Origin of the sequence: Criblamydia sequanensis CRIB-18 (genome assembly GCF_000750955.1) — a bacterium.
In the GTDB taxonomy this organism is placed as follows: domain Bacteria; phylum Chlamydiota; class Chlamydiia; order Chlamydiales; family Criblamydiaceae; genus Criblamydia; species Criblamydia sequanensis.
Genome location: NZ_CCEJ010000015.1, coordinates 26,072 through 39,197, shown reverse-complemented (window position 1 = coordinate 39,197; position 13,126 = coordinate 26,072). Strand labels below are relative to the sequence as shown.

Annotated in this window: 12 protein-coding genes; 9 read left to right on the top strand and 3 right to left on the bottom strand. The window is 37.9% G+C overall.

Features of this window, described 5'->3' with window-relative positions; genetic code table 11:
• Window positions 1–264 precede the first annotated feature (264 nt).
• Window positions 265–918: a T-complex 10 C-terminal domain-containing protein gene (locus CSEC_RS12865; RefSeq protein ID WP_053332067.1), complete on the top strand. Its 654-nt coding sequence runs from the start codon at window positions 265–267 to the stop codon at window positions 916–918.
• Window positions 919–927: 9 nt separating this feature from the next.
• Here the strand turns inward: CSEC_RS12865 and CSEC_RS12335 are convergent, their stop codons facing one another.
• Complete coding sequence (locus tag CSEC_RS12335) at window positions 928–1,797, bottom strand: NAD(P)-dependent oxidoreductase (protein ID WP_053332066.1); 870 nt, start codon at window positions 1,795–1,797, stop codon at window positions 928–930.
• 260 nt (window positions 1,798–2,057) lie between these two features.
• Here CSEC_RS12335 and CSEC_RS12325 point away from each other — a divergent pair, with 260 nt between their 5' ends.
• Both CSEC_RS12325 and CSEC_RS12320 read left to right on the top strand, forming a co-directional pair.
• On the top strand, window positions 2,058–2,447 hold the full coding sequence (locus tag CSEC_RS12325; protein ID WP_154017713.1) for a hypothetical protein: 390 nt from the start codon (window positions 2,058–2,060) through the stop codon (window positions 2,445–2,447).
• A 3-nt stretch (window positions 2,448–2,450) separates the two neighbouring features.
• Window positions 2,451–2,657, top strand: a complete 207-nt coding sequence (locus CSEC_RS12320) for a hypothetical protein (RefSeq protein ID WP_041018789.1) — start codon at window positions 2,451–2,453, stop codon at window positions 2,655–2,657.
• 81 nt (window positions 2,658–2,738) lie between these two features.
• Here the strand turns inward: CSEC_RS12320 and nagA are convergent, their stop codons facing one another.
• Window positions 2,739–3,881 (bottom strand): N-acetylglucosamine-6-phosphate deacetylase, encoded by a 1,143-nt coding sequence (nagA, locus tag CSEC_RS12315; protein WP_053332065.1) that lies wholly within the window; start codon window positions 3,879–3,881, stop codon window positions 2,739–2,741.
• A gap of 248 nt (window positions 3,882–4,129) precedes the next feature.
• Here nagA and CSEC_RS12305 point away from each other — a divergent pair, with 248 nt between their 5' ends.
• On the top strand, window positions 4,130–6,286 hold the full coding sequence (locus tag CSEC_RS12305; protein ID WP_041018787.1) for a catalase: 2,157 nt from the start codon (window positions 4,130–4,132) through the stop codon (window positions 6,284–6,286).
• Window positions 6,287–6,339: 53 nt separating this feature from the next.
• Here CSEC_RS12305 and CSEC_RS12300 read toward each other — a convergent pair whose 3' ends face one another.
• Window positions 6,340–7,137: a DUF2608 domain-containing protein gene (locus CSEC_RS12300; RefSeq protein WP_053332068.1), complete on the bottom strand. Its 798-nt coding sequence runs from the start codon at window positions 7,135–7,137 to the stop codon at window positions 6,340–6,342.
• Window positions 7,138–7,411: 274 nt separating this feature from the next.
• Here CSEC_RS12300 and CSEC_RS12295 point away from each other — a divergent pair, with 274 nt between their 5' ends.
• From CSEC_RS12295 to cyoC, 5 genes are all read left to right on the top strand, one after another.
• Entirely contained in the window at window positions 7,412–8,416 is a 1,005-nt protein-coding gene (locus tag CSEC_RS12295) for a cupin domain-containing protein (protein WP_041018786.1), read from the top strand.
• Window positions 8,417–8,485: 69 nt separating this feature from the next.
• Window positions 8,486–9,670, top strand: a complete 1,185-nt coding sequence (locus CSEC_RS12290; RefSeq protein ID WP_053332064.1) for a linear amide C-N hydrolase — start codon at window positions 8,486–8,488, stop codon at window positions 9,668–9,670.
• Window positions 9,671–9,686: 16 nt separating this feature from the next.
• The gene (gene cyoA / locus CSEC_RS12285) at window positions 9,687–10,556 is read left to right on the top strand and encodes a ubiquinol oxidase subunit II (protein WP_041018785.1); all 870 of its coding nucleotides are present in this window, start codon (window positions 9,687–9,689) and stop codon (window positions 10,554–10,556) included.
• A complete protein-coding gene (gene cyoB, locus CSEC_RS12280; protein WP_041018784.1) occupies window positions 10,549–12,546 on the top strand; it encodes a cytochrome o ubiquinol oxidase subunit I in 1,998 nt (665 codons plus the stop codon). The genes cyoA and cyoB overlap by 8 nt, the downstream gene beginning before the upstream one ends.
• A complete protein-coding gene (gene cyoC / locus CSEC_RS12275; protein WP_041018783.1) occupies window positions 12,536–13,123 on the top strand; it encodes a cytochrome o ubiquinol oxidase subunit III in 588 nt (195 codons plus the stop codon). Before cyoB ends, cyoC begins: the two co-directional genes overlap by 11 nt.
• Window positions 13,124–13,126 lie beyond the last annotated feature (3 nt).

Sequence of the window (13,126 nt, the reverse complement as noted above, 5' to 3'; positions counted from 1 at the left end):
GAAAGCTGTAAATTTTATTTATTGGAAGATATATTGTCAATTTCAACTTTTATAAAAAAATTATTACACACAATTAACTAACCTAACACAAAAAAATATTATCATTTATTATGCATCCTTCCTCTAACTTGACAAATATCTCTGAAATACTCAAAAAGAAGTTATTCCCTAAGGGCGTTTTATAAGCCTTATCATTCCTTTTGTTTAGACCCTCCTTACGTAACGCCATTCACTTAATTATAAAAAAATTTAAAGGAGATACGTATGAAACACAAAAATCTTTTGAAATTACTCGTTTTGGCAGGCTTTATTCAAGCGGAGCTTGGAGCTGAAAACTGGTGGTTTAAAAACGAAAATCCTTCTAAACAATCTACCGTCAAATTTTCAAACCCGGAGGGTGAAAATGGTGCGACTGTCACAATCGACCAAGATGGTTCAAAAATAATTAAAGCCCCTGATGGCACAACAGTCAAAATTAAAAGGGATGGAACTAAGCTGATTCGTTCAGCGGATGGAACTCTCATTGAAGAAAGACCTGACGGTGCTAAGTCTGTTAGAAAAGACAACGGAGACTATGTTAAAATCAATGCAGACGGCTCTAAAATGATTAAAGCAAAAGATGAAGATGCCACTATCCAAGTTAAACCTGATGGAACAGCCATTATTCAAAAAAGCGATGGCACAATTGTTGAAAAAAATAAAGATGGCACAAAAGTGATAAAAAAACCTGACGGTACTTTCATTCAGATGAAAGCTGATGGAACCAAAACTATCATTGCGCCAGACAGCACCACCATTCAAGTAAAAAAGGATGGCACTCAGTTAATTAAAAAGCCTGACGGCACTTCTTTTGTTAGAAAATCAGATGGCTCTAAAACTATAAAAACTCCGGACGGAAAAATTATCGATCTAGAATAAAAATTAAGATTAGGGTTTTTGGGAGAATAAAGAAATGGCCGACCAATCTAAGTCTTCTAGGCCATTCTTTATTCCCTTTTCTAGTCTTTCCCTAAGGGCCTTCGCAAAAGAAAGGTCAAGACCGGATTTTTCCGCCAGTCCTAAAAACAAGCTTAAATCTTTCAACCCTAGTTTCATTTGAAAGCCTGCCGGGATAAATTCTTCTTGATTAATGATTTTTCCATAATTTTTAAATACGGGTGAGGGAAAAATCGTTTCAGTCATAAGAGCTAGGAATTCTTCAGGTCTGCCCCCATTTTCTTTAACTACTGAAAAAGCTTCAGATAGCATTTCAATTACGGATAAAATGAGGAAGTTACCCGATATTTTAACCATATTAGCCGTTTCCGGATGCACACCGAAGTCATAAATTTTTTGCCCTATCATTTTTAAGTAAGGCTCGGCTATTTGTTTAGCTTGGGACTCCCCTGCAAGACAGACCCAAAGCTGCTTTTTTTCGGCTGCGTCAGGTCTTCCAAATACTGTTGCTGTCAGAAGAGTTGCTTTTTTTTCATGATGTCTTTCAGCCAGTTTTTTAATCGTCTCAGGGCTGACCGTGCTCAAAGAAACATGAATACCGCCCGGCTGAATGGTCTCTAAAAGGCCTCCATCTCCTAAAGTCACATCGATTAATGCTTCATCATTAGCAAGCATTGAAAAAACAAGATTTGTCTCATTAAAGAGATCTTTCGGTTGATTAACAGCTTTAGCTCCCTTTAGTATGAGGGGCTCAAGCTTGGGTTTTGATCGGTTATATACTCTCAAATCAACCCCGCCTTCTAATAGATTTAAGGCAATCGGAGTTCCCATTTTCCCAAGACCAATAAAGCCAATAATCATTTCCATTCCTCTGAATAGGTTTAAAAGATCCTACTACCTGCAAATCTTTAAATAATAATGTTAACGTTTCTCTTCTACAAAATAAACTATTCATTCAATATAGTCTTCATACAAAAAGGTTTTCAAATGTTAGATGTTAAAAATTTGGGTTTACTTTTGATCATCAATGGAATTTTTTGTTTTCCTCTTACAACCGGTCTTTTTCAATTTTATAGATTAACCGGACACGAACTTGATTCTCAAAAAAAAGGAGAAATGAGGTGGTTTGTTTATATCACTTTAATGGCTTTAAGCGTTTGGTTTTATTTAATATATTCTGCGCTTTTTCGCTGGTAGTTTTAACACCTCAGCCGGCATATGGACTTATTAATTTTGATTCAAATGACATCGTTTTTGGTTTAAGGATACAAAAACTGGTAAATAGAGTTTGGAAATATTATGAAAAATCAGATGGAGATAGTCTACTTGATACAATAATAGATCTTAAAGAAGAAATTGAGTTTTATACAGGAAAACAAATAAATATAAGTAAAGAAATTGATAAAATCGAAACAGATCTTAAGAGGAATCGTATATTTCCTCAGGAAACATTCCAAAAATTTAAAAATTTAATTAAAAAGAGAGAAAATAAAACACTTCAGCGAAATTAACAGATGGAAGCCTATTTGCTAGATCAATCACGGATGGATTTTCTTGAGTATGAAACTTTACAACTTGCTGCAATGAGATATGAGATTGAAAAAGAACAAAATGAAATTCCTTTAAAATTTGTAGTCGGCGTTTCCTTGATGTTAGGTGGTGCTTTTATTATGTTTGCAACACCTGTATGTCCTATGTTTGGTACGCAGGAGAGGTTATGATGAGTTCCGGGCTAGGAATGTTACTTGATCAAGGATTGGATATTTACGAAAAAGAATATTAATTTATGGGCTGGCTCTTGTTTAGTTTTTTTTAAAAGCAAGCTTTCCGGCTATATAGCAAGCTTGCACAAATAAATCCTCATTCAAAATAATAAAGTCCGCATCGGCGCCGATATTTAGAGTTCCCTTATAAGAATCTATTCCAAGAAGCTTTGCAGGTTTTAAGCTTGCGCATTCTATAGCTTGAATAAGGGTGCAGTGGGTCGCTTCTTTAAAGTTTCTAACGGCTGCATCCATGCTAAGAATGCTTCCGGCAAGGGTGCTAGTTCCTTTTACAAACGCCGTCGTTTCATCGACCACAACCTCTTGGCCCCCCAAAAAGTACTCGCCTTGCGGCTTTCCAAGAGCCGCTATGGCATCCGTCACAAGAATAAGCCCATCAGGATTTGCTTTCCAAGCCAAATGAACCATGGCAGGGTGAACGTGGACTTTGTCCACAATAATAGAATAAAAAAGGTTTGGATTTGTAAGAAACGCATTCACAATCCCGGGTGTTCTATGATGCAAAGGCGGCATGGCGTTAAATAAATGCGTCGCCATGGCAATCCCTTCTTGAACTCCTTTCTCTGTGGTTTCATAGTCGGCGTTAGTGTGCCCTGCAGAAACTATGATATTTTTTCCTTTAAGGTAAGAGATGATGCCGGAACTTTGAGCCAATTCAGGAGCCAAGGTTATGATCTTGACATGGTCCAAGTTTCCATAAAAATCATCTATAGAATCAATTTGTTCAAAAGTTCGAATCAGATGAGGGTTATGGGCGCCAACTTTTTCAGATGAAAAAAAAGGGCCTTCAAGATGAATGCCAAGTATTTCGGCTTGAGTTTCTTTTCTTTTGGGCTTTATCTGATGGAGATTTCTTTTATACGTTTTAGAGTCTAAAGAAATAAGGGTGGGTAAAAAAGCTGTGACACCATATTGAGGAAGCATTTTTGCAACTATTTCGACTTTTTCGGGCTCATTTGAAAAGTCAACTCCGAATCCTCCGTTAATTTGCAAATCAATATAGCCGGGAGCTATTATTTGTCCCTTTAAATCAATTTCACGATCTGCTTTTTTTTGGGGCGCTACAATTTTACCATTGGCTACCCACAAATCTTCTTGAAGAAGCTTATGAGAGCGCAATAAAAAGCCATTATAGTAACGTGTGATAGCTTGCTTATCCATGATTTCTTCATCCAACGCGAAGGTAATTGAAGATACGAAACTAAATATAAACGCCATCAGAAAAAGTTGCAGCATAGACTTTCAAGACTCATTTTTTAAATTTTTATTGAGTATTTTTTATGATGGCAGATTCAGCTTTTTTTTCGAAAAAAAACAAAAAGATTGTTTGAAATTAAAAAAAGGTGTTACACAAAAACATCTATAGAACATCACTTAGAAAAAATCTTCAAAATAAGTTATGAAAAAAAATGAAAGAAAAAAAGAAAGCTCCTATTAAAAAAAATAAAAAAATCGAAGATCTTAGCCTTAATACTGTAAGTACAGAAGATCATTTTCTGACTACTAATCAAGGGCTTCGCATTAATGATAACCAAAACTCCTTGAAAGCGGGGGTACGCGGTCCAACTCTTTTAGAGGATTTTATTTTAAGAGAAAAAATCACACACTTTGACCACGAAAGAATCCCTGAAAGAATCGTTCATGCAAGAGGAGCCGGCGCCCATGGCGTTTTTCAGCTCTATAAACCTTTAAAGGCCTATACGAAAGCTAAGTTTTTAAACGATACCACCATTCAAACGCCTGTTTTTGTTCGTTTTTCAACCGTTGCGGGATCAAGAGGCTCTACAGATCTTGCACGTGATGTAAGAGGCTTTGCCGTAAAATTTTATACTGAAGAAGGCAATTTTGATTTAGTTGGAAACAATATTCCCGTCTTTTTTATTCAAGACGCAATAAAATTCCCCGATCTTATCCATGCCGTGAAGCCTGAGCCTCACAATGAAATCCCGCAAGCTGCATCAGCTCACGACACATTCTGGGACTTTATTTCACTTATGCCGGAAAGCATGCACATGATTATGTGGGTGATGAGCGATCGGGCAATCCCAAGAAGTTTTAGAATGATGGAAGGCTTCGGAATCCATACTTTCAGGTTAATAAACGAGCAAGGGAAATCGGTTTTTGTTAAATTTCATTTCAAACCTTTGCTTGGAGTGCATTCGGTCGCTTGGGATGAGGCGCAAAAAATATCAGGAAAAAATTCCGATTTTCATAGGCAAGATCTATTTGATGCCATTGAAAGCGGCATCTTTCCCGAATGGGAGTTTGGCATTCAGATTATTCCTGAAGAAGATGAGCATAAATTTGACTTTGATTTACTTGACCCGACAAAGATTGTTCCTGAAGAATTAGTCCCAGTTACACCGATTGGAAAGCTGACTCTTAATAGGAACCCGGACAATTTTTTTGCTGAAACCGAACAAATCGCCTTTCATCCCGGACATTTAGTTTCAGGCATTGACTTTACGAATGACCCCCTTTTGCAAGGAAGGCTGTTTTCTTATACCGACACCCAGCTATCGCGTCTTGGAAGCCCTAACTTTCACGAAATCCCAATTAATAGACCGATAGCGCCTTCACATAATAACCAAAGAGATGCAAAGATGCGTCAGACGATCAATAAAGGTCGCGTCGCTTATGACCCGAATAGCTTAAGCTTCGGCTGCCCTTTTCAAGCTAAAATTAAAGAAGGCGGATTTGCCTCTTATACCGAGAAGATCGATGGCAGAAAAATAAGAGAGAGAAGCCCAAGCTTCTTAGATCATTTTAGCCAAGCGACGCTATTTTATAAAAGTCAGTCGGAACCTGAGCAAAATCACATTATAAATGCTCTAAGCTTCGAGCTTGGTAAAGTAACGGTTGAATCTATAAAGATACGAACGTTAGGTCTCTTAAATCAAGTTGATAAAACTTTAGCAGAAAAAGTAGCCAAGGCTTTAGGCCTTAAGGTGCCGACAAAGCCTGAGACTCTTATGAATCATAGCTTTGGGGCCGATGCAGACCCTAAAAAATTTCAGTCGCAGAAAGGGAAAAAAACGATTGAAAAGTCTGAAGCGCTAAGCATGGCAAATACTCTCAAACATTCGATTAAAACAAGAAGGATTGCCATAATTACAACGGATGGCTGCGATGAAAAGTCAATCGAAGCCATGAAAAAAGCTCTGACTGAGGGTGATGCAGTAGTCAAAATCGTGGCTCCTACCCTTGGAAAAATCAAGGGGAAAAATGGAACCTTTATTGACGTTGATGAAAGTTTTTTAACCTTTAGCTCAGTATTATTTGATGCTCTTTATTTTCCATCCGGGGCAAAAGCTGTTAAAACTCTTCTTGACCATATGGAACCTTTAAATGCGCTTGATGAAGCTTATCGCCACTGCAAGCCTATTGCTTTTGATGAGGATGCTTTAGAGTTATGGAACGCTTCTTATTCAAGTAAAGACCTTCCTAAAAAAACAGCTCCGAAAGAACTTGCTGCTATCGGTTTAATTCTTAATGGATCTCCCAAAGAATTTATAAAAGCCATTGCAAAGCATCGTTTTTGGACGCGTGAAAAAAAGCCTGTTTAAAAAGTTTGTATTATCACGCTTGAAAATAGATTTTCAAGCGTGATAAATACCCATTAATTTTGTTTCGACTTTAATAACACCAAAGCTTCTTCATCCGATAGAAGATTGCCAAAGGTAGAATGTTTCCACTGTATTTCGGCAAGTTCATGGCAAAAATTAGCCACTCTCTCATCAGAATAGCTATAACGTAAACCTGTAAAAGGAATTCCTCTTGCCTGAACACTTGTTTCAACATCCAATAAATGCTTATGTTTGTCGTTAATAAAAAGAATTCTATCAGGTTTATAGCCGATTTTATCCAGTATTTTTATTACGGCTTCCCCTTTTGAAGTGCCGGAAGTGAAGAGAATTCCCTGCTGATAAAGAAGCCCTAAGTTTTCCTGCACAAAATAATGATCCTCGGAAGCGGGTGCCGTTTTAGATAAATCTATATTTAAGGATCTCAACTGATTAATGGTTCTTGCAGAAAGACTCAAACTTTGGGTGGTTAATCCCATAATTGCCGTGTTTTCTTTTTGAATCTCTTTAATAATTTGATCCGTGTCGTCTTCCACAAGCTTAACTTTTGTAACATGGCGAATCGATTCCCATTCAGCTAAAGCTTTGTCTAAAGCAGTCTTTGGGTCCTTATGGACTTTTGAATATTGGCTCAAGCGGTAAACAAACCAGGCATCCGTTCCTAGAGTTTGAGTTGGAACTAAGAGGGTATCATCGATATCTAAGAGAACAAGCGTTCTTGGTTGAATGTGTTCTTTTATTTTCTTGAATCGATCCGTTTCTATTATCTCAGCTTTTAAGCTTAAGACAATAGCATTAATCGAAAGCAAAAGAGTTATAAGTATATTTTTCATCTCGGAATCCCATTTCATTTTTTTGATGAAACTTTAGCGATAATAATCGATTTTTTCAAAAACTTTCTGGGGGTAGAAAACACTCGCTCAAAACATAAAAATTAATTTTAAACAATGTCTTAAGTTATTATCTGCAAGTACTATAAAATACGGTAATCCTATTTTCGAGCTCGGTCATTGCAGAAATTAAACAAATGGCTTATTCCTTAAGAAAAGACCGCTAGGGTTGGGAACAATTTAAATAATTGAATTTTAATAATTTATAAGGATCGTTATGGCCGGTAAATTCTTTTTTAGTCTGGATTCGATAAAACCTAAAAAAGCAAATAGCTCAGGCAGTCTGACTCTTGTGACCTCTAAAGATGTTCCGGGGTTTGTAAATATTGCTTTTTCTCAGCTGAATTTAAACCAAAGAGGGTCTCTTGAACCTATTTGGCATCCCAACGCCAATAAAATCGGTTTTTGCACTGAAGGGAATCACTTGGTTACAATTAGAACCCCGACAAGCGCGGAAGTTTTTACCTTAAAAAAAGGGGAAATGTTCTTTATCCCTAAAGGCTATATCTACCATATCGAAAACATCGGCGATCGTACAGGGGTCATCAACTTTGCGTATGATAACGCTAATCCTGATACCATGGTTCTTTCAAAAGCTATCTATTCTCTCTCCGATAGTGTTTTTAATGATACTTTCGGGACGAATTCAACTTTTGCGGATGGCTTAAAAAAATCAAAAAGCGATGAATGCATTAAAACACTTCCCCCTCTCAAGCAAATTCCCAAGCCAACTACAAATCGTTTTAAATTTGATATTGAAGCTAGCAATAAAGCGATCTTAACCAAAGGGGGCTATCTTCAAATCGGCACTAAAACTACTTTGCCTTTATTAAATGGGCTTGGAATTTTAGGTTTTGGCTTGAATAATCCGGGGGTTGTCGAACCTCATTGGCACACCAACGCAGGCGAGCTTGTTTACATAGTTAAAGGTAAAACTAAAATTACAGTTCTTTCACCTGACGGATCTTTAGATGTCATGGAAGTAAAAGCAGGAGAAGGGGCTTTTGCTCCGGCCTCCTATTTTCATAACATTGAAAATATCGGGTCGGAAAATGTCGAGGTAATAGCCTTTTTTAACCATGAACAGCCCGATTATATTGGCATCGGCGAGGTCCTTGGTTCCTATCCTAATGAATTGCTATCTTCTGTTTTTGACACTTCACCAAGCTATTTTGATTCTTTTAAAAAGCCTAAAGAGCCGCTTGTAATCGTTCCAATTTAAAAAGGGCGTAGACTATAAAATGCCTCTCCCGTTATATAAAGTTTAAATTTTATTTTACAGGAGAGAAAGATGCGTTTCCTTTTTAAACTTACAAAATTGCTTTATCTCTTTCCTTTCTGTTTTCAGACCTTGAATGCTTGCACAGCGTTTCAGCTGACCTCGCAAGATAACTCTTTAGTTTATTGCCGATCCATGGAGCTTGGCGTTGACTTAAGATCGAATCTTCTTTTAGTGCCAAGAAATACAAGTTATCAGGGAACTGCGCCAAACAATAAACCCGGTTTAAACTGGAAAACCAAATATGGTTTTGTGGGCGTCAATCAATGGCTGTTTCCAAATGTGGTTTCAGATGGGATGAATGAGAAAGGGCTTGTGGTCGGCATGCTTCTTTTACCGGGATTTGCCGAGTATGAAAAAGAAGACCCAGAAAAGCTGGATAGAACCATCGGCGCCTGGGAGCTTGGAGCTTTTCTTCTTTCAAATTGTGCTACAGTAGAAGAAGCCACTTCTCTTTTGGATAAAATTTTAGTCGTTCAACAACCGATACCCTCTATCAATTTTTCTCTACCGTTGCACTACTACATAGCGGATAGTAAAGGAAGTGTGATTGTCGTTGAATATGTCGGCGGTAAAAAATTCATCCATGATAACCCGGTCAAAGTATTAACCAATTCCCCTCCCTTTGACTGGCATATCAAAAACTTATCGAATTATGTAAATCTATCTCCCTTAAATATTCCTGATTTTACAAACTCAAAAAAAGACCTTATCAAGGCTATTGGCGAAGGTTCAGGGCTGCTTGGAATACCCGGGGACTATACGCCGCCGTCTCGTTTTGTTAGAGCAAGCTTATATTCAGCCTGGGCAACTGTTGCTAAAAATGGAGACGATGCCGCAAGGCTTGGGTTTCATATCTTGAATACATTTGACATCTTTTTTGGAATTATTCGAGAAAAACCCTCTGATATACATGTAGGCTTTTCTAAAGAACTTCTAAACCACATCATCGAAGCTAATAAAGGCGATCCTTCCATAAATATTAATAAAACGATTAATACCGATTTCACACAGTGGATAGTGGTGCATGATCAAACTCAATTAAAAACCTATTTTAGAGACTATTTCAGTCTCGAAATTCAAGCGGTAGATCTAAAAAAATTAGATTTCTCAAAGCCCGGGATAAAACAAAATGAAGTGACAAGAGATTTTATTGTGAACGATATTACCGATAAATTTACCCCGATTAAAAAATAGATTTTTGATTGAGTAAATGAATAAGAAATATTTATTTTCCTTATATGCGCTGCTATTAGCAGCAATCGCCTCTCTTGGACTTGTTTTTTTGTTTCGCGATCAAATCGCGCTTCTAAACCCTAAAGGTTTGATTGCCGAAAAACAAAGCCATTTGATGCTTATTTCAACGCTGCTTATGTTGATTGTTGTAATTCCGGTCTTTTTATTAACCCTCTATATTTCAATAAAATATCGAGCCGGAAATAAAAAAGCTTCATACACACCCGAATGGGACCATAGCTATCTTGCTGAATCCGTTTGGTGGGGGTTTCCTTGTGTAATTATCGCAATTTTATCTTTTATAGCGTGGAAAAGCAGCCACGAACTAGACCCATACAAACCTTTAGAATCAGATAAAAAGCCCCTTACCATTCAAGTGGTGGCTCTTCAGTGGAAATGGTTATTTCTTTATCCCGAACAAAAAATTGCCTCTCTTAACTTTATTCAATTCCCAAAAGATACCCCTATTAATTTTGAGATAACCTCTGATGCACCTATGAACTCTTTTTGGATACCTGAACTTGGGGGGCAAATATATGCCATGCCCGGGATGAAAACAAAACTTCATCTTATTGCGGATACAGTCGGCGAATTTAGGGGATCTTCTGCAAACCTTAGCGGCGAGGGCTTCTCTTCAATGGTATTTATTGCAAAAGCAAGTACAGAAGAAGACTTTGAGTCATGGCTAAAAAATATTGACTCCAGCCAAACCCTTGACGTTAGTGAATACAATGAGCTTGCAAAACCAAGTGTAATTACGCCAAAAAGCTTTTATAAGTTAAATAACGATAACCTTTTTAACTGGATTGTCATGAAACCTATGAGGGAAGACCCTTTACATGAATGAAGATGGCTCTTGGACAGACTGGTTTGGAAAATTATCTATAAAAGCCTTTCAACATGATGGCATCGAGGCAAGTGTTAGCATTGCCATCATAGTGACCGCCATTATTATTTCAGGGCTTCTTTTCTACTATCAAGGCTGGAAAGGCCTTTGGTATCGTTGGATCACAACTCTCGATCCCAAACGAATTGGCATCATGTATCTTGTGGTTGCTTTGTTAATGCTTTTTAAAGGCATTGTCGATGCCAGCATGATCAGATCCCAGCTTGTGCTTTCAGTCGGGGAATCAACCGGCTATCTAAAGCCTTCTCATTTTCAGCAAATTTTTACTGCCCACGGCACTACCATGATTTTTTTTGTAGGCATGGGAGTCGTTTTTGGATTATTGAATATCATTGTACCTCTTCAAATCGGAGCAAGGGATGTAGCTTTTCCTTTCCTTAATTCTTTAAGTTTTTGGCTTTTTTCAGTTGGCGCCATTTTAGTTAATTTATCTTTAATGATCGGGAATTTTTCAGGAGCCGGTTGGCTTGCTTACCCTCCTCTTTCAGGGCTTCGATACAGCCCTGATGTCGGAGTGGATTATTGGATATGGAGCATTCAAATTGCGGGTATCGGCAGCTTGCTTTCAGGCATTAATTTTTTTGTGACCATCTTAAAATTACGCTGTCCCGGCATGACCCTTATGAAAATGCCTTTATTTACTTGGAGCGCACTCACAAGCATGGTGCTTGTCATTTTCGCTTTTCCCATTTTAACTGCGACTCTCGCAATGCTCTCTTTGGATCGAATGTTCGGAATGCATTTTTTTACAAGCGAAGCCGACGGGAACCCGATGCTTTTTGTTAATTTAATTTGGGCTTGGGGCCACCCTGAGGTTTATATCCTCATCTTACCGGCTTTTGGAATTTTCTCTGAAATTGTAGCGACTTTTTCTGAAAAAAGGCTCTTTGGATACGTTTCTATGGTTTGGGCGCTTGTCGGCATCACCATTCTCTCTTTTATCGTATGGCTTCATCATTTTTTTACAATGGGCGCCGGCGCTAATGTCAATGCTTTTTTTGGAGTCATGACTATGTTTATAGCCATTCCAACAGGAGTTAAAGTATTCAATTGGCTTTTTACTCTCTATGGAGGACGCGTTCATTTTAAAACACCCATGCTCTGGTTTCTAGGTTTTATTTTTATTTTTACAACAGGCGGCATGTCCGGGGTTTTAATGTCCATTCCACCGGCAGACTTTCAAGTTCATAACAGTTTATTTTTAATTGCTCATTTTCACTCCATGGTGATCGGCGGGGTTTTATTCGGTTTTTTTGCAGGCTATACTTATTGGTTCCCTAAAGTTTTTGGGTTTACTTTAAACGAAAGACTTGGCAAGCAAGCTTTTTGGTTTTGGTTCCTTGGTTTTTTAATCGCCTTTATGCCTTTATATGTCCTTGGATTCATGGGAGCAACAAGAAGGATCAACCACTATGAAGCCTCAACCGGATGGCAGCCTCTTTATATCGTTGCGGCCATCGGCATTCTCTTCATTATTATCGGCGTCATCCTTCAAAACCTACAACTTCTTGTAAGCGTCTTAAAACGAAATGAAAACCGTGATTTGACAGGAGATCCCTGGAATGGGAGAACCTTGGAATGGTCGACTTCTTCACCGCCCCCTCTCTATAATTTTGCGCATCTTCCAAACGTGACTCAACGAGACGCTTTTTGGGAGAATAAACATCTTCAAAAAAACCAACACGTAGAGCATTACCAAGGCATCCATCTTCCTAAAAATTCTTCAATGGGTGTTTTTATCGGTTTTTTTAGTTTGCTTTTAGGCTTCGGCCTAATCTGGAATATTGGCTGGCTTTCACTATTAAGTTTACTCAGCATTTTAGCTTTAACCATCACCCGCCTTTCGTTAAATCAGATCGAATATGAGTACCCGGCAAGTAAAATTGCTAAAATTGAATCGTCAAGAGAAAAAAAACGCCATGGCTATTGAAACGACCCTTGAAAATTACGAAACCTATGATAGAACGCTATTCGGGTTTTGGACCTATCTCATGACCGATTGTCTTTTATTTGCCACTTTTTTCGCAACCTATGGTGTTTTGCATCATAATATAAATGGCGGTCCGTCTGCCAAAGAAATTTTTAGTTTACCTTATGCTTTCTCTGAGACGTTAATCCTTCTTTTAAGCAGTTTTATTTCAGGCTTGGGCTTACTTTCAGCTTATAAACGCTCAAAAAACCAAGTCCTCATTTTCTTAAGCCTCACCTTTCTTCTTGGGTTTGCATTTCTTGCCATGGAAGGTCATGAGTTTTCCAATTTAATTCAAGAAGGCCATACCCCTAGAAAAAGCGCTTTTCTATCTTCTTATTTTACTCTTGTTGGAACTCACGGTCTTCATATTCTATCGGGACTTATTTGGATTTTAGTTCTAGGATTCCAAATTGTCTTTCAAGGCATCACGATCAATACCTTTAGGCGTCTTAGCTGTCTAACTTTATTTTGGCATTTTCTTGATGTGATTTGGATTTTTATTTTTACAATTGTCTATTTGATGGGAGCGGCTTGAAAA

Excerpts from the sequence above, each read along its gene's own strand:
- cyoB (WP_041018784.1), top strand. The coding sequence starts at position 10,549 with ATGAATGAAGATGGCTCTTGGACAGACTGGTTTGGAAAATTATCTATA.
- cyoA (WP_041018785.1), top strand. The coding sequence starts at position 9,687 with ATGAATAAGAAATATTTATTTTCCTTATATGCGCTGCTATTAGCAGCA.
- cyoC (WP_041018783.1), top strand. The coding sequence starts at position 12,536 with ATGGCTATTGAAACGACCCTTGAAAATTACGAAACCTATGATAGAACG.
- CSEC_RS12865 (WP_053332067.1), top strand. The coding sequence starts at position 265 with ATGAAACACAAAAATCTTTTGAAATTACTCGTTTTGGCAGGCTTTATT.
- CSEC_RS12300 (WP_053332068.1), bottom strand. The coding sequence starts at position 7,137 with ATGAAAAATATACTTATAACTCTTTTGCTTTCGATTAATGCTATTGTC.
- CSEC_RS12295 (WP_041018786.1), top strand. The coding sequence starts at position 7,412 with ATGGCCGGTAAATTCTTTTTTAGTCTGGATTCGATAAAACCTAAAAAA.
- CSEC_RS12290 (WP_053332064.1), top strand. The coding sequence starts at position 8,486 with ATGCGTTTCCTTTTTAAACTTACAAAATTGCTTTATCTCTTTCCTTTC.
- CSEC_RS12335 (WP_053332066.1), bottom strand. The coding sequence starts at position 1,797 with ATGATTATTGGCTTTATTGGTCTTGGGAAAATGGGAACTCCGATTGCC.
- CSEC_RS12305 (WP_041018787.1), top strand. The coding sequence starts at position 4,130 with ATGAAAGAAAAAAAGAAAGCTCCTATTAAAAAAAATAAAAAAATCGAA.
- CSEC_RS12320 (WP_041018789.1), top strand. The coding sequence starts at position 2,451 with ATGGAAGCCTATTTGCTAGATCAATCACGGATGGATTTTCTTGAGTAT.
- nagA (WP_053332065.1), bottom strand. The coding sequence starts at position 3,881 with ATGGATAAGCAAGCTATCACACGTTACTATAATGGCTTTTTATTGCGC.